The following is a 23,552-nucleotide window of genomic DNA, read 5'->3' as shown; positions in this document are numbered from 1 at the left end:
TTACTGTCATATGATATCAGGAGTAAATGTCAGAAAGTTACTGTGCCTGCACAGTAAATAAATCAGCGGCTCCTGAATGATCGAGAAACAAAATGTGCCGGAAAAGTTTATCCCACACACAATTTCCGGTTACATTCCAATGGAGTAAAATTCATGAAAAAAAATTTACACATAATATCCAGGGTTCTTCCGGACAGTATCGGAGAAGAACTGGAACTGGAACCGGGAGATGCGTTGCTTTCCATTAACGGCCAGCCGGTAGAGGATGTGTTTGATTATCGTTATTTGATGAATGACGAATTTGTTACGCTCCTTATCCGAAAGAAGAATGGCGAGGAATGGGAACTGGAAGTAGAAAAGGAATATGAAGATGATCTTGGCGTGGAGTTTGAGAACAGTCTTATGGATGAGTACCGCTCCTGTTCCAATCACTGTATTTTCTGTTTTATAGACCAGATGCCGCCCGGTATGAGAGAAACTTTATATTTTAAAGATGACGATTCCAGACTGTCATTCCTGCAGGGAAACTATGTTACCCTTACCAATATGAGTGACTATGATCTGGATCGTATTATCAAGTTTCATCTTTCCCCGATCAATGTATCGTTTCAGACTATGAATCCTAAGCTTCGCTGTAAAATGCTCCATAATCGATTTGCCGGAGATGCCCTTGCAAAAGTTGACAGGCTTTATAAAGGTGATGTGACCATGAACGGGCAGATTGTGCTCTGCAAGGGGATTAATGACAGGGATGAACTGGAATACAGTCTGGAAAAACTGTCGGAATATGCGCCTGTACTGCAGAGTGTTTCAATCGTACCTGTAGGTCTTTCTAGGTATCGAAAAGGTCTGTATCCACTGGAATCTTTTGATAAAGAGGATGCAAGGTATCTGATCAGTCAGGTAGAGCGGTGGCAGAAGATCATGGTGAAGAAGCATGGTATTCATTTTGTACATGCTTCGGATGAATGGTATATTCTTGCAGGATATGAACTTCCTGAGGAGGGCAGATATGACGGATACCTTCAGCTGGAGAATGGTGTTGGTATGATGCGTCTGCTTGAAACAGAGGTAAAAGAGAGACTTGAGCAGCTTGAAGGCGATGACAGAGAGGTAAATGCCACTGTTGCAACAGGACGGCTGGCAGCGCCTTATATAGGTAAAATGATAAAACTGGTACAGAAGAAATTTCCGAATGTCCAGGCTGAAGTATATGCAGTAAAGAATAATTTCTTTGGAGAGAAGATCACAGTTTCCGGTCTGATCACAGCTACTGATCTTATGGATCAGCTTGCACAGAGAAATCTGGGAGAAAAAGTACTGATCCCATGCAATATGCTCAGAAGCGGCGAGGATGTTTTTCTGGATGACCTGACGGTGGAAGATGTCAGACAGGCTCTTAAGACGGAAATTGTAGTGGTAGATGAACCGGGTGCTGACCTGGTAAACTGTCTGATCGAAGCACCAGACCATAAAAAGATAAGAAGGAGACAGATATATGAGCAAACCGGTAGTAGCGATAGTGGGCAGGCCTAATGTAGGTAAATCCACATTGTTTAATGCGCTGGCAGGTGAGAAGATTTCTATTGTAAAAGATACACCCGGCGTTACAAGAGACAGAATTTATGCAGATGTGACATGGCTGGACAAGACATTTACCATGATCGATACAGGCGGTATTGAGCCGGACAGCAGTGACATCATCCTTTCTCAGATGAGAGAGCAGGCACAGATTGCCATTGATACGGCAGATGTTATCATCTTTATCACAGACGTTCATCAGGGACTGGTGGATTCCGATGCGAAGGTGGCAGATATGCTCCGACGCAGCGGCAAACCGGTTGTCCTTGTTGTGAATAAGGTAGACAGTATCCAGAAATTTATGATGGATGTTTATGAGTTCTATAACCTTGGTATCGGTGAACCGATTCCGATTTCTGCGGCAAACCGTATGGGGTTGGGTGATATGCTGGATGAAGTGGCAAAACATTTCCCTGAGGATGCAGATACAGAAGAAGATGATGAAATCCCGAGAATTGCCATTGTGGGAAAACCAAACGTAGGAAAATCGTCACTGGTAAACAAACTTCTGGGAGAAGACCGTGTGATTGTTTCTGATATTGCCGGAACTACAAGAGATGCGGTAGATACCAGAGTAAAATGGCAGGGAAAGGATTATATCTTTATTGATACTGCCGGACTTCGCCGTAAGGGAAAAGTTAAAGAGGAGATTGAGAGATACAGTGTGATCCGTACAGTGACTGCAGTAGAACGTGCAGATATTGTCATTGTAATGATTGATGCATCAGAGGGTGTTACAGAACAGGATGCCAAGATCGCAGGGATTGCCCACGAAAGAGGAAAGGGTGTTATCATTGCAGTAAATAAGTGGGATGCCATTGAAAAGAATGATAAGACTATTTATAAGCACACAAACAGAATCCGCGAGGTTCTGGCATATATGCCATATGCGGAGCTGGTATTTATTTCTGCAAAAACAGGACTCAGGATTTCCAGAATGTTTGAAACGATTGATGCGGTTATCGAAAACCAGACACTGCGAATCCAGACAGGTGTCCTGAATGAAATCCTTTCTGAGGCAGTGGCAATGCAGCAGCCTCCGTCTGACAAGGGAAAACGTTTGAAGATTTACTATATGACACAGGTGGCTGTCAAACCGCCTACATTTGTTATCTTTGTAAATGACAAAGAACTGATGCATTTCTCTTATACCAGATATCTGGAGAACAAGATCAGGGATGCCTTTGGATTTGCGGGAACATCACTGAAATTCATTATTCGTGAACGAGGTGAAAAAGAATAATCATGGAACGCCTGATTTGTATTGCAATTGGATATGCATGCGGACTTTTTCAGACCGCATACATTTTAGGAAAGATTTATCATATTGATATACGCAAACAGGGAAGCGGAAATCTGGGTTCTACAAATGTACTGCGTACACTTGGCAAAAAGGCCGGGGCATTGAATCTGTTGTGTGACTGTCTGAAGTGTATTGCGGCCATCCTGATCGTAAGGGCAATATTCGGAAATTCTTATGGAGATATTCTGCCGCTGCTGAGCCTTTATGCAGCAGCTGGGTGTATTCTGGGGCATAATTTTCCGTTTTATCTTAATTTTAAGGGCGGGAAGGGCGTAGCTGCATCTGTAGGACTTGTGATTGCTTTTGACTGGCGGATTTTTGTGATCTGTGCAATTGTATTTTTCGGACTGTTTTTCCTGACACACTATGTTTCTCTGTGTTCGGTAAGTGCATATCTGGCTGCATTTATCAGTATGATCGTATTTGGACAGATGGGTTCTTATCATATGGATTTTTCTCATATGATCGAGCTTTATACTGTTATGGGACTTTTGACAGTACTGGCATTTTACAGACATAAAAAGAACATAAAACGGCTTCTTGACGGGACAGAAAGTAAAATTTATTTAAGCAAAAAAAATAAATAAAAAGAGGTATTTATATGGCAAAGATAAGTGTGCTTGGTGCGGGAAGCTGGGGAACTGCCCTGTCTATCCTTCTTTACAATAATGGACACGAGGTGATTCTCTGGTCGGCGCTTGGGGAGGAGATAACAACATTAAGAGAAAAGCGGGAACACGTGAGCAAACTTCCGGGAGTAAAGATTCCTGAACCGATTGATATCACAATAGATCTTGAGAGAAGCCTGCGGGATACAGATGTGGCAATTCTGGCAGTTCCTTCGCCTTATACCAGAAGTACCTGCAAGCGTATGGCGCCTTTTGTAAAAAACGGACAGAAAATTGTAAATGTTGCCAAAGGTGTGGAGGAAAAAACTCTTCTTACTTTAAGCGAGATCATTGAACAGGAACTTCCACAGGCAAATGTGTCTGTGCTTTCCGGCCCAAGCCATGCAGAAGAGGTTGGAAAGGGACTTCCGACTACCTGTGTGGTAAGTTCTCACCAGAGAGAGACAGCAGAATATCTGCAGGGAATCTTTATGAGCCCTGTTTTCAGAGTTTATACCACGCCGGATATGCTGGGAGTGGAGCTTGGCGCAGCGTTAAAGAATGTGATCGCACTGGCAGCCGGAACCGCAGATGGTCTGGGATACGGTGATAATACCAAAGCAGCCCTGATCACAAGAGGAATTGCGGAAATTTCACGTCTGGGTGTTAAAATGGGAGCACGTATGGAAACCTTTTATGGTCTGTCCGGAATCGGAGATCTGATCGTTACCTGTGCCAGTGTCCACAGCCGTAACCGGAAAGCCGGATATCTGATGGGAAAAGGATATACCATGGAGCAGGCGATGGCTGAAGTGAAAATGATCGTGGAAGGTGTCTATTCCGCAAAAGCAGCAAAAGAACTGGCTGAGAAATATGATGTGGAAATGCCGATCATCACAGAAATAAACAAAGTCCTGTTCGAAGGAAAAAGTGCAGCGGAAGCGGTGATCGATCTTATGGTAAGAGATAAGAAAGTGGAGACGCCGATGCTTCCATGGGAAGACGGACAGAAAACTAACTGAGATGTTATAGAAAAACTGTAACTGTTCAGTACCTCGCGGGATAGCTGACTGCTGAATGGTTACGAAAAACTTTCGAATGCATCATTTACGGAAAATTCTATAGACAGAGATGATAAATATGCAAAAAGCAGATGTTATATAAATACATCTGCTTTTTACATTTGAATGATAAAATATTTTTTAACTACTCTTTATCAGAATGCAATGTCCCTTAAATCCTCGGGAATATGTGAACTGTGAAAATTCTCATTCAGAGTATCGATCAGATCCATGTCTTCCTGTTCGATTGTGAAATCAAAAATATTGCCATTGCTTCTGATGCGATCAGGATGTACGGATTTGGGAATTACGGAAATTCCCTTCTGAGTAGCCCAACGCAGACCGATCTGAGCGGGAGTATGAGCGTATTTGGTTCCAAGTACACACATTACATCGTTATCAAGATATGCGCCTCTGGCAAGTGGGGCATATGCCTGTACCTGAATTCCTTTATTCTGGCAATAATCAATCAGCTCTTTCGGATAGCAGAGAGGATGGCATTCAATCTGATTTACAGCAGGTATGATTCCGGAATTGGCTTCCAGTTCTTCCAGATGACGGATTTCAAAATTACTGACACCAATAGAAAGAGCCCGCCCGGATTTTTGGATTTCCTCCAGTACTTTCCAGGTGCTGAGATAACATCCCGGAACCGGCCAGTGGATCAGATACAAATCCACATAATCCAGTTTGAGCCGGTCCAGGCTTCTTTCAAAAGCACCCTGAATGTCTCCCAGACGCTGTGCGGTATTCCATACTTTTGTAGTAATAAAAAGTTCATTTCGCGGTATTCCACAGCTGGCGATTCCCCGTCCTACATTTTCTTCGTTTTTATATACGGAGGCTGTATCAATCAGACGGTATCCTGATTCAACAGCAGAAATAATAGCATTTTCGGCCTCATTTTCCCCGGTGGCTTTGTATACTCCCAGTCCGAGTAAAGGCATCTCTCTGTTTGTATTCAGAAAAACAGTATTATCCAAAACAATTCCTCCAATTCCTATATACACTTTGGGCAAGCTGCTTTGCCCGATAATCTTGTCCAAGTATAACATAAAAATGTGTCAGAAGTACATAAAAATTATTAAGTTTTTGCAAGAACACATTGTTAACAATATAACATAAGGGTTAAAGTATTAACAGTTCTTGTGAAAAAAGCTATTTCAAAGCATATATTTCAAAATTTTTTTAGTGATTATTTATGCTAAATGGCTTGCGGAAACGAAAAAAAAGATGTATAATATCAGTAAATTGATAATTTATTGTCATAAAAAAAGACTGAATTTTATAAATTCAGTGTATTTTTCAATAGAAGGGAGCATTTAACCATGCATTTAATCAAAGATGAAAATGGGAATCTTGTCCAGCATGGGCATGGACACACCCATGAACATACCCATGAAGATGGTATGACTCATACTCATGAGCATACTCATGGCGAAGGTCATGATCATGGACATTCTCATGCAGATCATGCCTGTGATACTGCTCATTGCGGATCCTGCAGTGAAGGTGACTGCAAGAATGAGACACTGGCTCTTCTGACATATATGCTTCAGCACAATGAGCATCATGCTCAGGAACTGGATCAGATGGCTGATAACCTTGCCAAGATGGGAATGGATGCAGCATGTAAGACTATTAAGGAAGCTGTTGCAGATTTTCAGAAAGGCAATATGAGACTTGGACTTGCCTTAACACTTGTTAAAGAAGAGATGAAATAGGAGGCGACATCACATGTGTCTGGCAACTGTATATAAAGAAAGTGACGATTCTGTTATTTTTAAAAATGTTTCCCGTATAGATGTGGATGGGAATAAATTGATTCTCCGTGATATTATGGGAGATGAGAGAGTGGTCGAGGGAACTATTTTAATGGTTGACCTTGCCAACAGTATTGTGAAACTGAAATGTGACTGATATTAAGATAGGGACAAAACTCCTTTTGACCTTAACATCATTTTTTATTTATAGAAAGAATACTAAGACAGATTTAGGAGGCACCTGGTTTTATGGCACACGTAATTGCTGTCGCAGGAAAAGGCGGCGTGGGAAAAACAACATTATGCGGAATGCTGATCCAGTACTTGTGTGAAAAGGGTAAAGGGCCGATTCTTGCAGTAGATGCTGATGCAAACTCAAACCTCAATGAGGTTCTTGGCGTAAAGGTAGAGACAACTCTTGGCGATGTGCGTGAAGAAATTGCACGTGCAGAGCTTGCAAAAGAGAATCCAATTCCTACCGGAATGTCTAAGGCTGATTACGCGGAAATGCGTTTTGAAGATGCGCTTGTAGAAGATGATGATTTTGATCTTCTTGTCATGGGCAGAACTCAGGGAAAAGGCTGTTACTGTTATGTTAATGGTCTTCTTCAGACTCAGCTTGCAAAATACCAGAATAATTATCCGTATATTGTTGTAGATAATGAAGCCGGAATGGAACATATCAGCAGAGGTGTTCTTCCGAGCATGCAGACTGCCATTCTGGTCAGCGACTGTTCCAGAAGAGGCGTACAGGCAGTAGGCAGGATTGCAGAACTCATTAAAGAATGTGATATGCATCCTGATACAGTTGGTCTGATCATTAACCGAGCTCCGAAAGGAGAATTGAATAAGGGAATTCAGGAAGAGATTGCAAATCAGGGACTGACACTTCTTGGTGTTGTTCCACAGGATGAAACAGTTTATGAATATGACTGTGAAGGACGTCCTACAAGCACACTTCCGGAAGACAACCCTGTCAAGACTGCACTTCGTGCAATCGTTGATAATTTAAAATTATAAGATACACCCCTTGTCGGATGAGAATCCGATGAGGGATGTTTGTGCGCATAGGAAATCTATATATGCAGAGATAAATACAAGTTTACATCTTTATTTTTTAAGTTAAATAACCCATGGGAGGGGATGGGATAGGTTATCACAGTTATTAGGTTATCACAGTTATCTTTAACGGAGCCAATTCTTCAGATATAGATAACCGGGATTTCCTGCCTGTGGGATTATTAATAAAATAAAAATGTGTATCTTAAAGGAATACACAAACCAGAATTAAAGGAGGTCTATAATGAGTGAATTCAAATTAACTACAGTGGAAGAGTTTGAAGAGGCTACTGCCAGACTTTTGGAGACAGGTGCAAAGGTTGGAGCTGACGCATGGCAGTTCCGTGTAAAAAACCAGACTCCACATTGTAAATTCGGTGAGCAGGGTGTCTGCTGTCGTATCTGTGCTATGGGACCATGTCGTATTACCCCTAAAGCACCAAGAGGTATCTGCGGATGTGACGTTCATGGTATCGTAGGAAGAAACTTCCTGAAATTTACAGCAGGTGGTGCAGCTACTCACTCTGATCACGGTCGTGAAATCTGCCACACATTATATTGTGCAAAAGACGGCGGAAACTATCAGGTAAAAGATCCTGAGAAACTGATCCGTATCGCAAAAGAATGGGGCGTAGAGACAGAAGGAAAAGATATCTATGATCTGGCTCATGAAATGGCTGAGACAGGATTGATGGAATATGGTAAACCATTTGGATATCAGAGATTCCTTGACAGAATGCCTGCAGGACAGAAAGAGAAACTGATTGAAAATGAAATTGCACCACGTGCGATCGACCGTGAGGTTTCCACTTCTTTACATATGGCTCATATGGGATGTTCTTCTCTTCCGGAAGCTCTTGTAAAACAGTCTATCCGCTGCGGTATGGCTGATGGATGGGGCGGTTCCATGATGGGAACAGAGTTCTCTGATGTTTTATTCGGAACTCCGAAGCCAATTGACACTGAAGCTAACCTTGGTGTAATGGTTGAAGAGAATGTAAACATCGTTGTACACGGACATGATCCGAGTCTTTCCGAGATGATTTGTGAATATGCAGACAGCAAAGAAATGATCGATTATGCAAAATCTGTAGGAGCAAAAGGAATCACTGTTTCCGGTGTATGCTGTACTTCAAACGAAGTAGCTATGCGTCGCGGTGTTCCGATGGCCGGTAACTTCCTGCAGCAGGAGAATGTAGTACTGACAGGTGCCTGCGAAGCGATCGTAGTAGATGTTCAGTGTATCTTCCCTGCATTAGGACCTTTAAGCAAATGCTTCCATACTAAATTTATCACAACTTCTCCGATCGCTCAGATGCCTGATGCTGAATTTATCAGATTCAATGCTGAGACAGCAGGAGAGAATGCAAAAGCAATCGTCAAGATGGCTATTGACAACTTCAAGAACAGAAAACCTGAACTTGTACATATCCCACAGCTGAAACAGAAAGCTACAGTTGGTTATTCCGTAGAAGCAATCGTTAAGGTTCTTGACGGTGTTACAAACTCTCAGGTTGATGAGACAGGAACAACAAAACCATTACTTGAGTGCATCACTTCCGGTGTTATCCGTGGTGCTGTTGCTATGGTTGGATGTAACAATCCTAAGATCCGTCCTGACTATGCACATATTGAACTGATGAAGAAATGTATCGCCAATGATATTGTTGTCATTGCTTCCGGATGTTCTGCGCAGGCAGCTGCAAAAGCAGGTCTTATGGACAAATCTGCAAAAGATCTCTGCGGTGCAGGTCTGAAACGTGTCTGTGAACTGGCTGATATCCCACCGGTACTCCACATGGGATCATGCGTAGATATTTCCCGTATGATGATCCTTGCTGCTGAACTTGCAAAAGATGCAGGTCTTCAGATCAATCAGCTTCCTGTAGTTGGATGTGCTCCTGAGTGGATGTCTGAAAAAGCTGTATCCATCGGTAACTATGTAGTAGGTACCGGTATTGATACATTCCTTGGTGTTGATCCATATGTTTCCGGTTCTTCAGAAATGGGAGAGCTTCTTACAGAGGGAACAAGAAAATGGACAGGAGCTGCTTATACAGTAGAAACAGATATTGAGAAATTAGTTGATCTGATGATCGAAAGAATCGAAGAGAAGAGAACAGCATTAGGAATTTAATCTGCTGTGATCTTAAAAATGTAATAAAAGGTGGATGACGTAAAATGAAAATAGCAGTTACAGGAAAAGGCGGCGTAGGCAAAACCACTTTTGCAGCAACGCTGGCCAGGTTGTATGCAGCAGAGGGCAGACCGGTACTTGCAGCAGATGTGGATCCGGATGCGAATCTTGGTCTTGCATTAGGCTTTGATGAAGAAACTCTGGATTCTATTGTACCGATTTCAAAGATGCGTAAGCTGGTGGAAGAACGTACAGGGGCTACAGCAGGAAATCAGTTCTATCATCTGAATCCGAAAGTAGACGATATTCCGGAGAAATATGGTAAGGTCTGTAATGGCGTACGGCTCCTTGTCCTGGGAACTGTCGAGACAGGCGGTGGCGGATGTGTATGCCCGGAACATGTAATGTTAAAGCGCATTATCAATAATCTGGTACTTAGAAGAGAAGATGTAGTAATTCTTGATATGGAAGCCGGCTTGGAACATCTCGGCAGAGGAACCACAGAAGGAGTTGACGCATTTATCGTAGTAATCGAACCAGGTGCAAGGAGTGTGCAGACATATAAAAATGTAAAGCGCCTGGCAAAAGATTTAGGAGTGTCTCAGGTAAAGGTTGTCGCAAACAAAGTGCGCAATGAAGATGACGAAAACTTTATCAGAGAACGGATTCCACAGGAAGATCTTTTAGGTATGATTCATTACAACACAGAGGTAATTGATGCAGACAGACAGGGAAAATCCCCGTATGACTTCAGCAAGACAGTTACCGATGAGATCATTAAAATAAAAGAAAAGATAGATCGTCAGTAATCATATATTAGGAGGTAGAACAAGTGACTTTATTTGAAAGTGTTTTTGCGGGAAACGACGCGGTTTATGGACTTACAGAGGGTGCCATCAACCAGGCAATTGAAAAATACGGCGCTGACAAAGCAGTCAGCTTCCCTGATACAGCATATTCTTTACCATGCTACTATGCAGTAACAGGAACAAAGGTTGGAACTCTTGCAGAGTTAAAAGATGCTCTTGCAGTAGTAAAAACTCTTATGACAAGAGAGAAAAGAACAAATGACGTATTTATGTCAGGTGTTGCTACAGCTCTCTGCGCAGAATTTATCGAAGTTCTGAAATATATTGACGGAGCAGTTCCTTATGAAGCTCCTTGCTACGGACATCTTGCAGATGCAGTGATCCGTGAACTTGGTGTACCGCTTGTAACAGGCGATATCCCTGGTGTAGCAGTTATCCTTGGAAAAGCTCCTTCCGCTCAGGAAGCAGCAGACCTTGTTAAATCCTATCAGTCTCAGGGTATCCTGATCACTCTGGTTGGTGACGTTATTGACCAGTTAGAGGAAGTTGGATACAAGACAGGTGCTAACGTACGTGTTATCCCGCTTGGAAAAGACGTTACAGCAGTTATCCATGTAGTATCTGTAGCACTTCGTGCAGCTCTTATCTTCGGTAACGTAAAACCAGGTGATGCTGCAACTCTGATGGATTACACAATGAAACGTGTACCTGCATTTGTTAATGCATTTGCACCGTTAAATGATGTGATCGTAGCTTGTGGTGCAGGCGCTATCGCTCTTGGATTCCCGGTTATCACAAACCAGGAAGATGTTGCAAGAGTACCGAAGAGCCTGATTTGCCAGAAAGACATCTCCAAATGGAATGCGACTTCTCTGGAAGCACGTGACATCAAGATTAAAATTACAAACATCGATATCCCGGTTGCTTTCGCATCTGCATTCGAAGGTGAGATTATCCGTCGTAAAGACATGCAGGTTGAATTCGATGGTTCCCGTGTAGACTGTGCAGAGCTTGTACATACATGTGATGCAAGTGAAGTAGAAGACCATAAGATCACAGTTGTTGGTCCTGAAGTAGACGACATGGAATTAGGAAGCAAGAACAGCATTGCATATGTTGTTAAAGTTGCCGGCAAGAACATGCAGCCTGACTTTGAACCTGTTATCGAGCGTAAGTTCCATAACTACATCAACTGTATCGAAGGTGTATACCATACAGGACAGAGAGATATGCAGAGAATCCGTATCAGCAAAGATGCATTTGCTGCAGGCTTCAAGATCAAACATATCGGTGAAGTTCTCTATACACAGGTTAAGAATGAATTTGACGCAGTTGTTGATAAATGTGAAGTTACTATTTATACAGATCCTGCTGAGTGTACAAGAATCCGTCATGAAGTTGCTATCCCGATCTTCGAGAAACGTGATGACCGTCTGAATACTCTGACAGACGAATCTGTAGATGTATATTACAGCTGTATCCTCTGCCAGGCATTCTCCCCGTCTCACGTATGTGTTGTTACACCTGAGAGACTTGGACTTTGCGGTGCCGTTTCATGGCTGGATGCAAAAGCTACCAACGAGCTGGATCCAAACGGACCTTGCCAGGTAATCACAAAAGAAAGACCTATTGATGAGAACCTTGGTTCTTATGAAGATGTAGATGAAGCTGTTAAGAAATTATCCCAGGGTGCATTAGAGCACGTTACACTGTACTCTATCATGCAGGATCCTATGACATCATGCGGATGCTTCGAGTGTATCTGCGGTATCGAGCCATTCTCCAATGGTGTTGTTATCGCTAACCGTGAGTATGCAGGCATGACACCTCTTGGAATGACATTCTCAGAAATGGCATCCATGACAGGTGGTGGTGTTCAGACACCTGGTTTCATGGGACATGGTAAACATTTCATCAGCTCCAAGAAGTTCATGAAGGCAGAAGGCGGTATTGAACGTATCGTATGGATGCCGAAAGAACTGAAAGAGTTTGTTGCTGAACGTCTTAATAAGACAGCAAATGAACTCTATGGTATTGAAAACTTTACAGATATGATCGGTGATGAAACAATCGCTACTGATCCGGAGACACTGGTTGGATTCCTTACAGAAAAAGGCCATCCGGCATTAGCTCTTGATCCGATGATGTAAAGATTGGTGGTTTTGCCCCGGAGGCGTGGATGGGCAATGCGGAAGCCACTAAACGTCTCCGGGGTTTAAACGCCTAAAGCGTTATATAGATAAAACCATAGTATTATTCTAAATACGAAATGGAGATGTGCAAATTGTTAATCGACAGAATCTTTAACGGAAATGATGCAGTCTACGGGTTAACCTGTCAGGCTGTAGAGGAAGCCATTGCACAGCACGGCGCAGACAAGGCAGTTGAATTTCCTCATACTGCCTACTGTCTGCCATGTTACTATGCAGTAACAGGAGTTAAGGTGAAGACCCTTGGCGAAATGAAAGAAGCACTTGGTGTGATCAAATCTCTTATGACAAGAGAGCATCAGTTAGATGACGCTTTGATGTCCGGAGTCGCTACCGCACTTTGTGCAGAGTTCATAGAAGTACTGAAGTATCTGGATGGAGCGGAGCCATACAGTGAACCGTACTATGGACACCTTCCGGATTCCATAATCCGTGAACTTGGTGTACCTCTTGTAACCGGTGATATTCCTGGTGTAGCTGTTATTATTGGATCGGCACCTACCGCACAGGAAGGTGTAGATCTGGTAAAGAGTTATCAGGCACAGGGAATTCTTGTTACACTGGTTGGAGGAATTATTGACCAGGCGCAGGAACTTGGATTGAAAATGGGCTATAATGTTCGAATCGTACCACTTGGAAAAGATATTACTTCTGTAATCCATGTAGTATCCGTGGCACTTCGTGCAGCTCTGATCTTCGGAAACGTTACTCCTGGAGATGCAGCCGCTCTGATCAAGTATACATCAGAGAGAGTACCGGCATTTGTCAATGCGTTTAAACCGATCGATGATGTGATTCTGGCTGCTGGTGCAGGAGCAATCAAACTTGGATTCCCTGTGATTTCCAATGAAGATGAAAACATTACAGAAGTTCCGGGTGCGCTGATCGCATGCCAGAATGTTGCTGATTTTAATAAGGTTTCTCTGGAAGCCAGAAATATTAAGATCAAAATTACCAATATTGATATTCCTGTTGCGTTTGCGTCTGCATTCGAAGGCGAGATTATCCGTCGTAAAGATATGCAGGTTGAGTTCGACGGTTCCCGTGTGGATTGTGCAGAACTTGTGCAGACAAGAAGCATGGATGAGGTAGAGGACCACAAGATTACAGTTGTAGGACCAGATGTAGATGAAATGGAATTGGGAAGCAAGAATCCGATCGCTTACGTGGTAGAAGTAGCGGGAAAGAGAATGCAGCCTGATTTTGAACCTGTAATTGAGCGTAAATTCCACAATTACATTAACTGTATTGAGGGAGTTTATCATACAGGACAGAGAGATATGCAGAGGATCCGTATCGGTAAGGAAGCTTACAATGCAGGATTCCGTATCAGACATATCGGTGAAGTTCTGTATACACAGGTAAAAAATGAGTTTGAAGCTGTAGTTGATAAATGTCAGGTAACCGTTTATACTGATCCGGCTGAGTGTACAAGAATCCGTCATGAGGTAGCAATCCCTGTATTCGATAAACGTGATGCACGTCTTGAAAATCTTACAGATGAAACTGTAGACGTATATTACAGCTGTATCCTTTGTCAGGCTTTTTCACCGTCTCATGTATGTGTTGTTACACCAGAGAGACTTGGACTTTGCGGAGCCGTTTCATGGCTGGATGCAAAAGCAACAAATGAACTGGATCCAAACGGACCTTGTCAGATCATTACAAAGGAAAGACCAATTGATGAGAACCTTGGTTCTTATGAGGATGTTGATGAAGCTGTACAAAAATTCTCACAGGGAGCTCTCGAACACGTTACACTTTATTCCATTATGCAGGATCCTATGACTTCCTGTGGATGCTTCGAGTGTATCTGTGGTATTGAGCCGTTTTCTAATGGTGTAGTAATCGCCAACCGTGAATATGCAGGAATGACACCTCTCGGAATGACATTCTCAGAGATGGCATCTATGACTGGCGGCGGTGTTCAGACACCAGGATTCATGGGACATGGTAAACACTTTATTTCATCCAAGAAATTCATGAAGGCAGAAGGCGGTATTGAACGTATCGTATGGATGCCTAAGGAATTAAAAGAGACAGTTGCGGAGCGTTTGAATAAGACAGCAAAGGAACTGTATGGTATTGACAACTTTACTGATATGATTGGTGACGAGACAAATACAACAGATCCAGAAGAGCTTGTTGCATTTTTAACAGAACATAATCATCCAGCCTTGTCAATGGACCCGATGATGTAGTATACTATATGAGATGATGTGATTTGTCTGCGTAGAGGCAAGTACATAGTAATTTTTTTAAGGAGGCCAAATAGAAATGCCGTTTAATCAGAAACTTCAGAAATTTAATGCAAAGATTAATACAGTCACAATTGGTAGCGGAGATAAGACTGTAACAATCGGCGGAGACTCTACTTATCCATTTTATTCTTTTGATGCACCATCAGAAAACACACCTAAGATCGGTGTTGAAATCTCTGATATGGGTCTTGAGAATATTGTATCCGAAGGTATCAAAGCATACTATGACGGAGCATCCACAATCGGAGAAATGGCTAAAAAAGCAGCAGCTATGGAAGGTGCTGACTTTGTAGCTCTGATCCTTGAGGGTGGAGATCCGAACGGTGTAAACAAATCTGTTGATGAACTTATCGCAGTTGTTAAAGAAGTTGCAGATGCAATTGATGCACCATTAGTAGTTGAAGGATGCAAGAATGTAGAGAAAGACGCAGAACTCCTTCCTAAGGTAGCAGAAGCTCTTCAGGGAAGAAACGTACTGATTCTTTCAGAAAAAGAAGAAAACTACAAAGCAATCGGTGCTGCAGCAGGACTTGCTTACGATCAGATCGTAGGTGCAGAATCTGCCGTAGATATCAACCTTGCTAAACAGCTTAACGTTGTAACTACTCAGTTAGGCGTTAATGCACAGAAAATTGTTATGAATATCGGTAGTGCTGCTGCCGGATATGGATATGAATATGTTGTATCCACTATGGACCGTATTAAAGGTGCAGCTTTATCTCAGAATGATAACATGCTGCAGATGCCTATCATTACACCGGTATCCGCTGAAACATGGGGCGTAAAAGAAGCAACAGCTTCTGAAGCTGACATGCCTGAATGGGGACCGGAAGAAGAGCGTGGAATCGATATGGAAGTTATGACAGCTGCTGCTGACCTTGCAGCCGGATCTGATGCAGTCATCTTAAGACATCCGGAAGCTGTTGCAACTATTTCCAGAATGATCAAAGCACTTGCGTAATTGAATAGGAGGAACAAATAAAATGGCACTGAATGGTATTCAGATCTTTAAATTAACACCAAAGAAAAACTGTAAGGAATGCGGATGCCCAACATGTATGGCTTTCTCTATGAAAGTTGCTCAGGGCGCTATGAAAATCGAACAATGTCCGCATATGTCTGATGAAGCTTTAGCATCTCTTTCCGAGGCAACTGCTCCGCCAATGAAGACAATCAAAATTGGTACTGGTGCAGAAGAGCACACTCTGGGTGGAGAAACAGTATTATTCAGACATGAAAAAACATTTGTAAGCAAGCCAAGATATGCAGTAGCTCTGTGCACATGTATGGATGATGCTACAGTAGAGGCGAAACTTGCAGAAATCCCGAAGGTAGATTATGACCGTATCGGTGAAAGAATGTATGCTGAACTTGTATATGTAAACTGTGGCGAAGGTGCAGATGCAGCTAAATATACTGCACTTGTAGAAAAAGCTGCAGGTCTTGGCAGAACTTTAGTTCTTGAATGTAAAGATCCTGAAATCGCAAAAGCAGCTCTTGCAGTATGCAAAGACAGCAAACCGGTCTTAAACGGTGCAGATGCTTCCAACTATGAAGCAATGAACGCAGTTGCTACAGAAGCAGGTGTTGTTCTCGGTGTATCCGGTAAAGACTTAAATGAATTATATGATACAACAGCAGCTCTTGAAAAACTCGGAAACAAGAACCTTGTTCTTGATACAACAGGCGCTGACATCAAAGAAACCTTTGCAAACACTGTACAGGTTCGTCGTGCAGCTCTGAAAGATCAGGACAGAACATTTGGTTATCCATCTATCGTAAACCTTGTTAAGATCGCAAAAGGTGACCTTCACTTACAGGCAGCTTTAGCATCTATGTTTACAATGAAATATGGTTCCATCATCGTTATGGAGCAGATGACATATGCAGAAGCTCTTCCATTATATGGTCTGCGTCAGAACGTTTTCACTGATCCGCAGAAACCAATGAAAGTTGAGCCAGGCATCTATCCATTAAATGGTGCTGATGAGAATGCAGTAGTAGTTACTACTGTAGACTTCGCTCTTACATATTTCGTAGTATCCGGCGAGCTGGAGCGTTCCGGTGTTCCGCTTAACCTGGTAATCAATGATGCAGGCGGACTTTCCGTACTGACATCCTGGGCAGCTGGTAAATTCTCCGGCAACAGCATTTCCGCTTACATCAAAGAAAATGTTGAGCCTAAGGTAAAATCCAGAAAGCTTATTATCCCAGGTAAGGTAGCAGTTCTTAAGGGTGACCTTGAAGCAAAACTTCCTGGATGGGAAATCATCGTTGGACCAAGAGAAGCTGTACAGCTTGTTAAATTCTTAAAAGATATGCAGGCTGACGGTCAGATCTGATCGGAATGACATGCCGGACCGGTCATCTGACCGGTCTGGCTCTTAATAAGAAGCATACAGGTTTTATTCCTGTGTAAATAAATAAAAAGGAGAACACGGTTATGGCAAAATTTGTAACAATCGGAGAAAGACTTTCCACTACTGCACCTGCAGTAAACAAAGCATTTACAGAAAGAGATCCAGAGCCGATCATCAAAAGAGCAAAACAGCAGCTTGACGCTGGTGCTACTTACCTTGATGTAAACATCGGACCTGCTGAGAACGATGGAGAAGATCTGATGAAATGGGCAGTACAGCTCCTTCAGTCAGAGTTTGACAATGTTCCGCTTGCACTGGATACAACAAACAAGAAAGCTATTGAAGCTGGTATCTCTGTATATAACAGAGCAAAAGGAAAACCGATCGTTAACTCTGCTGATGCTGGTGACAGAATCACAAACATCGACCTTGCAGCAGCAAACGATGCCATCTGTATCGCACTTTGCTCTTCCGGTATGGTAGCAGCAGACAATGATGAACGTATGATGCACTGCCAGAACATGCTTGAAAGAGGTATGTCTCTTGGTATGGAAGCTGAAGATCTGTGGTTTGACCCGTTATTCCTGGTTGTAAAAGGAATGCAGGACAAACAGATGGAAGTTCTTGAAGCAATCAAAATGTTCTCTGATATGGGACTGAACTCCACAGGTGGTCTTTCCAATAACAGTAACGGTATGCCGAAACATATCCGTCCGATCATGGACTCTGCTCTTGTAGCAATGGCTATGATGAACGGTCTTACATCTGCAATCGTTAATCCTAACGACCTTCGTCTGATGGAAACTATTAAATCCTGTGATGTATTCAAAGGCAATACACTGTATGCAGATTCCTATCTGGAAATCTAATCAGTATAGCTGAGAAATCTAATAAAATATTCGACCGACATAAATGAATACATAATTATGGGGGCTGAAGGCTTCGGTCTTCGGTCCCTGTTTTATTACAGGCTATTACGACTATGAGAAAGGTGGTTGCCGAATGTTTAAGGTAACATTTTCATTCGAAGATGGCAGTATGGTAGAAACTTTTGCCAATGCGGGGGATAATTTACTGGAGGTTGCACGAAGTGCCAATGTGGCTATTGATGCACCATGTTCCGGAAACGGAGCCTGCGGAAAATGTCGTGTCCAGTTAAAGAGCGGAGAACTGGAAAGCAAAAAGACATTACATATTTCTGACGAAGAATATCAGGCGGGATGGCGTCTGTCTTGCTGCAGCAAGATCAGTGCGGACGTCAATGTGCTGGTACCTGATATTGCATCTGCCTATAAGAGCAGAATGAAAGTAGCTGATTTAAGTTCGAAAGAGGAAATAGCCATTTTTGAAAATGCCAAGAGTGATATACAGCTGGCAGGCATTGAACTGAAAAATAGTCTGGAGGTTGTGGATGTGCTGATGGACGTTCCCTCTCTGGATGATACTATGCCGGACAATGAGAGACTGACACGTGCATTGCGGAAATATTTAAATATCAACAGAGTACGGATACCATATGTAGTCCTGAAAAAACTCCCTGATGTATTGAGAGAGAACAATTTTGCAGTGAAATGTGTGATCCGCGCTACTTCTGACGATATGTATGTCTATGATATATTTGGTAAAGACGAGGATGTTATCATCGGAGGTCTGGCAATTGATATCGGTACAACTACAGTTTCTGCTGTACTGATTAATATGGAGAATGGAGAAATTCTGGCAAAAAGTTCTGCCGGAAACGGACAGATCCGTTTTGGTGCAGATGTAATAAACCGAATCGTGGAATCACAGAAACCCGGAGGTCAGAAAAAATTGCAGGATGCTGTGATCAAGGAGACTATCAATCCAATGATCCACGAAATGTGCAAGAGTGCAAAATTCCCCAAAGACCACATCTACAGGATGTGTGTGGCATCCAATACAACTATGAATCATCTGTTTGCAGGAATCAATGCGGATCCGTTGCGTACAGAGCCTTATATCCCTGCATTCTTTAAGACCAATTCCCTTTTTGCTTCTGATGTGGGAGTTGATATCAATAAAGATGCTCATATTATTATGGCGCCGAATATCGGAAGCTATGTAGGTGGCGATATCACAGCCGGAACTCTGGTCAGCCAGATTTGGAACAGGCCCGAATTCTCACTGTTTATCGACCTTGGTACAAATGGAGAGCTTGTATTTGGAAACTCAGACTTTATGATGAGCTGTGCATGTTCAGCAGGTCCTGCCTTTGAGGGTGGTGACATCAGCTGTGGTATGCGTGCCACAGACGGAGCTATCGAAGCATGTACCATTGACAAAGAGACTATGGAGCCTACCTACAAGATCGTAGGTGATCCGGGAACGAAACCTGTAGGTTTATGTGGATCCGGTATCATCGATGTGATCAGTGAACTTTATATCTGCGGAATCATCAACCCCAAGGGTAAATTTATCCGTGAAGGAAAGAGAATCAAACATGACAAATACGGAATGGGCAGCTATATCCTTGCATTTGAGGAAGAGGCAGGTTCTGTAAAGGATGTTGAGATTACAGAAGTTGATATTGACAACTTCATCCGTGCCAAAGGTGCCATCTTCTCAGCAATCCGTACAATGCTTACTTCTCTGGACTTCGATGTGAGCATGATCGATGATGTGTATGTTGCAGGCGGTATCGGAAGCGGTATCAACATGCAGAATGCAGTCAACATCGGTATGTTCCCGGATATCCCGATCGAGAAATTCCACTACATTGGTAACTCTTCTCTGACAGGTGCGTATCTGATGCTTCTGTCAACACCGGCAGAGAAGAAGACTTATGAACTTGCTGCAAATATGACATATATGGAACTTTCTACAGTACCGATCTATATGGATGAATTTGTAGGTGCATGTTTTATTCCTCATACAGATACAAGTATGTTCCCGACTGTAATGGAAGAGGTTCAGAACCGCTGATGAATTTCAGTAATTTCTATATGAGAAATTATGAATATCTAGAGAAATAAAAATAACAGGACGGATCTTTAGATCCCTTTGATCTGTCCTGTTTATGGAGATTTATATGGCGTTTAGCTTAAGTGATTTAAATTATGAAAAAGACAGTAAGGAAAGAATGCCCTGGGAGCATTACACTCAGGAGTTTGCAACTGCAGATCCGAAGGAAATTGCTTCCAGACTGTCTATTCCTTACGATGAAGAAGCAAAAAAACTTACTTTAACTTTTCTTGGAACACAGTATCAGATTACATGGCCGGATTTTGAAGTAACACATACTCCGGATGATAAAGGTTTTTATCCACTGGAGAACATGATCTATGCAAGGATCCTGACGATTCGTTTTCTTTTAAACGGTGTGAAGTCTGAGAGTTCCGGAAAATTTAAGACATACCGGGAGATGCCATGGGGAGAAGTATATTTAAGACAGTTTGACGGCAGATGTATCAAACGTCTGGCATTTTCCTATGGTAACCGTCCGGGAGATTTCAGGGCGATCATGGAGCATATCAGTGCCATACCTGTAAAGCATGGAGATATTGCCTATGAAGTAGAAATTTTTCCGGAATATAAAATACAGATGATCCTCTGGGAAGGCGATGAGGAATTTCCGCCGTCTTCACAGATTCTCTTTTCTGACAACTTCCCTGTTTCTTTCCAGGCAGAGGATATGGCAGTTATGGGAGATGTGATCATTGGTTCTCTGAAAGCATATCTGAAATGCGTTCAGAAATGACAAATGATATCAGGATTATAGAGATTACAGAATAATCCGCGGATATCAGAGTCAGATAAGTAAATATAAACAGAAAGAAAGAGGGAGAAAAATGGGATTTTCAACAAGTACATGTACAGAATTCGTTGAAGTTCTGGCATCTAAGGCTCCGGTTCCGGGCGGCGGCGGTGCGTCTGCATTAGTTGGTGCAGTAGGAACTGCTCTTGGAAATATGGTAGGAAGCCTTACTGTAGGAAAAAAGAAATATGCGGATGTTGAAGACGAAATGTACGAATTAAAAGCAAAATGCGATCAGTTACAGAAGGATTTCCTCCGTCTGATCGAGCGTGATGCAGAAGTATTCGAGCCATTATCAAAGGCATATGGAATGCCAAAAGAGACAGAAGAAGAGAAAGCTGAGAAAGCCAGAGTCATGGAGATCGTATTAAAAGATGCCTGCTCTGTACCAATGGAGATCATGGAGAAATGCTGTGAAGCAATTGAACTGATCGTAGAATTCGGTGCAAAAGGCTCTAAGCTTGCCATCAGTGATGCAGGCGTTGGTGCAGCTTTCTGTAAAGCAGCATTACAGGGTGCCAGCCTGAACGTATACATCAACACAAAATCCATGGCTGACAGAGAGTATGCAGAAGAATTAAACAGAAAAGCAGATGCGATGCTTGAGAAATATACAAAGATCGCAGATGACACATTTAACAGCGTACTTGGCAGACTGAAATAATAGTAAATAAAATAGAAATTTCTGTATTGTTTTCCGTCTCTTTTAATAAAGTGTAACATTATTTATTGAGATGTATTTTTTTACAGAGTGCATATGATTTATGAGGCGGTTATGCTGAAATCATTCAGATACAGTATAGAATAATAACGTATAATTTCGGAGGGAACGACAAATGGCTAAGCAGTTATTAGGTAAAGAAGTAACAGCAGCATTAAATGAGAAAATCAAAGCAAACGTAGCAGAGCTTCAGGGAAAAGGAGTAAATCCTACCCTCTGCATCATCCGTGTTGGTGAAAACCCAAGTGATATCTCCTATGAAAGAGGAGCAACAAAACGCTGCGAAACTTTAGGCGTTGCATGTGAGAAAATCTTACTTCCGGAAGATGTTTCCCAGGAAGAACTTCTTGCAACAATCGATAAAGTAAACAAAGATGACAGCATTCACGGCGTATTATTATTCCGTCCGCTTCCAAAACATCTGGATCAGGCAGTGATCGAGAATGCACTTGCTCCTGAAAAAGACGTTGACTGTATGACAGACCTTTCCATGTCCGGTGTATTTACAGGCAAGAAGATTGGTTTCCCGCCATGTACACCACAGGCTTGTATGGAAATCCTTGATCATTACGGAATCGACTGCACAGGCAAAAAGGCAGTAGTAATCGGAAGAAGCCTTGTTGTTGGTAAACCTGCAGCAATGATGCTGGTTAAAAAGAACGCAACTGTTACAATCTGCCACACAAGAACTGTAGATATGCCGTCTGTAGCACGTGAAGCAGATATCATTATTGTAGCAGCAGGCCGCGCCGGTGTTGTTGGTGCCGAATATGTAAAAGAAGGCCAGACAATCATCGATGTAGGTATCAACGTAAATGCAGAAGGCAAACTCTGCGGTGATGTTGATTACGCAGCAGTAGAGCCTATCGTAGATGCTATTACACCTGTACCTGGCGGTGTTGGAAGTGTAACAACTTCTGTACTGGTTGGTCATGTGGTAGAAGCTGCAATGAGAAAGGTAAACGCATAAGATGAAAAAAGTGCCGGGAAAATATTTCTGGCTGCTTATGACAATAACAGGTGCCCTGATGTTCGGGGCACCTGCTTTGGTAAGTGCCAGTGAAGGGATAGCGTCCACTGATACAGAAAACAGCGCAGCAGACAATGCTGCAGATACCCCAGATGACGACACGATAGCTAAAACAACTGATAGTGCAGAAAAAAACAGTCAGGAAACTGATCATTCAGGAGAGGGACAGATCTCCAAACCTAAATATCTCGAAAATGCAGAAAGTAACGGAGAAGAAATTATCTCCGATGAAGACCCGACAGATAATACTTATGGATACTACACGATTATGGGTGGAACAACTGTTTCCGTCGATGAAATGTGTTCATTATACAACAGTCAGGGATGCACTTACCCATCTGAAGAACTCAGTGGCGGCGGAGCATCTGATATAGATACCTTTTGCAATATTATTGTAGAGGAGGCAAATGCCGAGAATGTACGTGGTGAAGTAGTTTTTGCGCAGGCAATGCTGGAAACCGGATGGCTGAGTTTCGGTGGTGATGCGGGAATCGACCAGTTCAATTTCGCAGGTCTTGGAACAACCGGAGGTGGAGTCAAAGGAATCGCATTTCCGGATGTAAGAACAGGAATACGTGCTCAGGTTCAGCATCTCAAAGCCTACGCCTCCACAGATTCACTGAATCAGGAATGTGTAGATGAACGCTTCGATTACGTGACAAGAGAGACGGCGCCTTACGTGGAATGGCTGGGAATCCAGGAAAATCCTTATGGCGGCGGCTGGGCAGCAGGAAAAGATTATGGAAGTAAATTAAGAAAAATACTGGCAGATTTGAAATCAGGGACATAAAGACAGAGTTTTGCGCCTTATTTGTATTATTTTTCTGAACTGCTGTAAATGATTTTTAAATTCTTAAATAAAGAAAGGATGTTG

The 23,552-nt window shown here is 42.5% G+C and carries 20 protein-coding genes; 19 read left to right on the top strand and 1 reads right to left on the bottom strand.

Annotated elements, in window-relative coordinates; genetic code table 11:
- The first annotated feature begins 153 nt into the window (after nt 1-153).
- The 4 genes from LI074_RS06030 to LI074_RS06015 are packed head-to-tail and all read left to right on the top strand — an operon-like array spanning nt 154 to nt 4,514.
- Nucleotides 154-1,536 carry a DUF512 domain-containing protein gene (locus tag LI074_RS06030; RefSeq protein WP_173698006.1) on the top strand — a complete coding sequence of 461 codons (1,383 nt, stop codon included), beginning with the start codon at nt 154-156 and terminating at the stop codon, nt 1,534-1,536.
- Entirely contained in the window at nt 1,499-2,824 is a 1,326-nt protein-coding gene (der, locus tag LI074_RS06025) for a ribosome biogenesis GTPase Der (RefSeq protein WP_025577071.1), read from the top strand. Before LI074_RS06030 ends, der begins: the two co-directional genes overlap by 38 nt.
- A gap of 2 nt (nt 2,825-2,826) precedes the next feature.
- Complete coding sequence (gene plsY / locus LI074_RS06020; protein WP_172678293.1) at nt 2,827-3,471, top strand: glycerol-3-phosphate 1-O-acyltransferase PlsY; 645 nt, start codon at nt 2,827-2,829, stop codon at nt 3,469-3,471.
- Between the two features lie 14 nt (nt 3,472-3,485).
- Complete coding sequence (locus tag LI074_RS06015) at nt 3,486-4,514, top strand: NAD(P)H-dependent glycerol-3-phosphate dehydrogenase (RefSeq protein WP_025577069.1); 1,029 nt, start codon at nt 3,486-3,488, stop codon at nt 4,512-4,514.
- A gap of 194 nt (nt 4,515-4,708) precedes the next feature.
- Here the strand turns inward: LI074_RS06015 and LI074_RS06010 are convergent, their stop codons facing one another.
- Nucleotides 4,709-5,536 (bottom strand): aldo/keto reductase, encoded by an 828-nt coding sequence (locus tag LI074_RS06010; protein WP_096788350.1) that lies wholly within the window; start codon nt 5,534-5,536, stop codon nt 4,709-4,711.
- A gap of 345 nt (nt 5,537-5,881) precedes the next feature.
- On the opposite strand from LI074_RS06010, the gene LI074_RS06005 reads away from it, so the two are divergent.
- The 15 genes from LI074_RS06005 (at nt 5,882) to LI074_RS05935 (ending at nt 23,468) form a co-directional block, all read left to right on the top strand.
- Entirely contained in the window at nt 5,882-6,277 is a 396-nt protein-coding gene (locus LI074_RS06005) for a hypothetical protein (protein WP_022380761.1), read from the top strand.
- A gap of 13 nt (nt 6,278-6,290) precedes the next feature.
- Entirely contained in the window at nt 6,291-6,473 is a 183-nt protein-coding gene (locus LI074_RS06000; protein WP_008703891.1) for a CooT family nickel-binding protein, read from the top strand.
- A 92-nt stretch (nt 6,474-6,565) separates the two neighbouring features.
- Nucleotides 6,566-7,336: an ATP-binding protein gene (locus LI074_RS05995; RefSeq protein WP_008703890.1), complete on the top strand. Its 771-nt coding sequence runs from the start codon at nt 6,566-6,568 to the stop codon at nt 7,334-7,336.
- A 283-nt stretch (nt 7,337-7,619) separates the two neighbouring features.
- Nucleotides 7,620-9,512: an anaerobic carbon-monoxide dehydrogenase catalytic subunit gene (gene cooS, locus LI074_RS05990; protein WP_008703889.1), complete on the top strand. Its 1,893-nt coding sequence runs from the start codon at nt 7,620-7,622 to the stop codon at nt 9,510-9,512.
- Nucleotides 9,513-9,556: 44 nt separating this feature from the next.
- Nucleotides 9,557-10,321, top strand: a complete 765-nt coding sequence (locus LI074_RS05985) for an ATP-binding protein (protein ID WP_019161837.1) — start codon at nt 9,557-9,559, stop codon at nt 10,319-10,321.
- 23 nt (nt 10,322-10,344) lie between these two features.
- Nucleotides 10,345-12,471 carry an acetyl-CoA decarbonylase/synthase complex subunit alpha/beta gene (gene acsB / locus LI074_RS05980; protein ID WP_022380764.1) on the top strand — a complete coding sequence of 709 codons (2,127 nt, stop codon included), beginning with the start codon at nt 10,345-10,347 and terminating at the stop codon, nt 12,469-12,471.
- Between the two features lie 125 nt (nt 12,472-12,596).
- A complete protein-coding gene (gene acsB / locus LI074_RS05975) occupies nt 12,597-14,732 on the top strand; it encodes an acetyl-CoA decarbonylase/synthase complex subunit alpha/beta (protein ID WP_173697103.1) in 2,136 nt (711 codons plus the stop codon).
- Nucleotides 14,733-14,808: 76 nt separating this feature from the next.
- Entirely contained in the window at nt 14,809-15,753 is a 945-nt protein-coding gene (gene acsD, locus LI074_RS05970) for an acetyl-CoA decarbonylase/synthase complex subunit delta (protein WP_173698005.1), read from the top strand.
- Nucleotides 15,754-15,775: 22 nt separating this feature from the next.
- Nucleotides 15,776-17,134, top strand: coding sequence for an acetyl-CoA decarbonylase/synthase complex subunit gamma (gene acsC, locus LI074_RS05965; protein ID WP_008703881.1), 1,359 nt, complete (start codon nt 15,776-15,778; stop codon nt 17,132-17,134).
- Nucleotides 17,135-17,235: 101 nt separating this feature from the next.
- Nucleotides 17,236-18,021 carry a carbon monoxide dehydrogenase/acetyl-CoA synthase methytransferase subunit gene (gene acsE, locus LI074_RS05960; protein ID WP_008703879.1) on the top strand — a complete coding sequence of 262 codons (786 nt, stop codon included), beginning with the start codon at nt 17,236-17,238 and terminating at the stop codon, nt 18,019-18,021.
- Nucleotides 18,022-18,154: 133 nt separating this feature from the next.
- Nucleotides 18,155-20,095 carry a corrinoid activation/regeneration protein AcsV gene (acsV, locus tag LI074_RS05955; protein ID WP_173698004.1) on the top strand — a complete coding sequence of 647 codons (1,941 nt, stop codon included), beginning with the start codon at nt 18,155-18,157 and terminating at the stop codon, nt 20,093-20,095.
- A 106-nt stretch (nt 20,096-20,201) separates the two neighbouring features.
- The gene (locus tag LI074_RS05950) at nt 20,202-20,870 is read left to right on the top strand and encodes a DUF3786 domain-containing protein (protein ID WP_008703875.1); all 669 of its coding nucleotides are present in this window, start codon (nt 20,202-20,204) and stop codon (nt 20,868-20,870) included.
- Nucleotides 20,871-20,961: 91 nt separating this feature from the next.
- Complete coding sequence (locus LI074_RS05945; protein ID WP_008703872.1) at nt 20,962-21,591, top strand: cyclodeaminase/cyclohydrolase family protein; 630 nt, start codon at nt 20,962-20,964, stop codon at nt 21,589-21,591.
- 172 nt (nt 21,592-21,763) lie between these two features.
- Entirely contained in the window at nt 21,764-22,618 is an 855-nt protein-coding gene (locus LI074_RS05940) for a bifunctional 5,10-methylenetetrahydrofolate dehydrogenase/5,10-methenyltetrahydrofolate cyclohydrolase (RefSeq protein ID WP_008703871.1), read from the top strand.
- 1 nt (nt 22,619) lies between these two features.
- Nucleotides 22,620-23,468: a glucosaminidase domain-containing protein gene (locus LI074_RS05935; RefSeq protein ID WP_243868786.1), complete on the top strand. Its 849-nt coding sequence runs from the start codon at nt 22,620-22,622 to the stop codon at nt 23,466-23,468.
- The last annotated feature ends 84 nt before the right edge of the window (nt 23,469-23,552 follow it).

The sequence above is a fragment of the Blautia sp. MSK18_10 genome (assembly GCF_020553185.1).
GTDB classification, from domain to species: domain Bacteria; phylum Bacillota; class Clostridia; order Lachnospirales; family Lachnospiraceae; genus Blautia_A; species Blautia_A wexlerae.
The sequence above is the reverse complement of the archived record's forward strand: the minus strand, read 5'-3'. Positions and strand labels throughout refer to the sequence as shown.

Bases quoted from the DNA above. Each gene is read 5' to 3' on its own strand.
- cooS (WP_008703889.1), top strand. From the start codon at position 7,620: ATGAGTGAATTCAAATTAACTACAGTGGAAGAGTTTGAAGAGGCTACT.
- acsD (WP_173698005.1), top strand. From the start codon at position 14,809: ATGCCGTTTAATCAGAAACTTCAGAAATTTAATGCAAAGATTAATACA.
- LI074_RS05940 (WP_008703871.1), top strand. From the start codon at position 21,764: ATGGCTAAGCAGTTATTAGGTAAAGAAGTAACAGCAGCATTAAATGAG.
- der (WP_025577071.1), top strand. From the start codon at position 1,499: ATGAGCAAACCGGTAGTAGCGATAGTGGGCAGGCCTAATGTAGGTAAA.
- LI074_RS05985 (WP_019161837.1), top strand. From the start codon at position 9,557: ATGAAAATAGCAGTTACAGGAAAAGGCGGCGTAGGCAAAACCACTTTT.
- acsE (WP_008703879.1), top strand. From the start codon at position 17,236: ATGGCAAAATTTGTAACAATCGGAGAAAGACTTTCCACTACTGCACCT.
- LI074_RS06000 (WP_008703891.1), top strand. From the start codon at position 6,291: ATGTGTCTGGCAACTGTATATAAAGAAAGTGACGATTCTGTTATTTTT.
- LI074_RS06015 (WP_025577069.1), top strand. From the start codon at position 3,486: ATGGCAAAGATAAGTGTGCTTGGTGCGGGAAGCTGGGGAACTGCCCTG.
- LI074_RS06005 (WP_022380761.1), top strand. From the start codon at position 5,882: ATGCATTTAATCAAAGATGAAAATGGGAATCTTGTCCAGCATGGGCAT.
- plsY (WP_172678293.1), top strand. From the start codon at position 2,827: ATGGAACGCCTGATTTGTATTGCAATTGGATATGCATGCGGACTTTTT.
- acsC (WP_008703881.1), top strand. From the start codon at position 15,776: ATGGCACTGAATGGTATTCAGATCTTTAAATTAACACCAAAGAAAAAC.
- LI074_RS05995 (WP_008703890.1), top strand. From the start codon at position 6,566: ATGGCACACGTAATTGCTGTCGCAGGAAAAGGCGGCGTGGGAAAAACA.
- LI074_RS05945 (WP_008703872.1), top strand. From the start codon at position 20,962: ATGGGATTTTCAACAAGTACATGTACAGAATTCGTTGAAGTTCTGGCA.
- LI074_RS06030 (WP_173698006.1), top strand. From the start codon at position 154: ATGAAAAAAAATTTACACATAATATCCAGGGTTCTTCCGGACAGTATC.
- LI074_RS05935 (WP_243868786.1), top strand. From the start codon at position 22,620: ATGAAAAAAGTGCCGGGAAAATATTTCTGGCTGCTTATGACAATAACA.
- LI074_RS05950 (WP_008703875.1), top strand. From the start codon at position 20,202: ATGGCGTTTAGCTTAAGTGATTTAAATTATGAAAAAGACAGTAAGGAA.
- acsB (WP_173697103.1), top strand. From the start codon at position 12,597: ATGTGCAAATTGTTAATCGACAGAATCTTTAACGGAAATGATGCAGTC.
- acsV (WP_173698004.1), top strand. From the start codon at position 18,155: ATGTTTAAGGTAACATTTTCATTCGAAGATGGCAGTATGGTAGAAACT.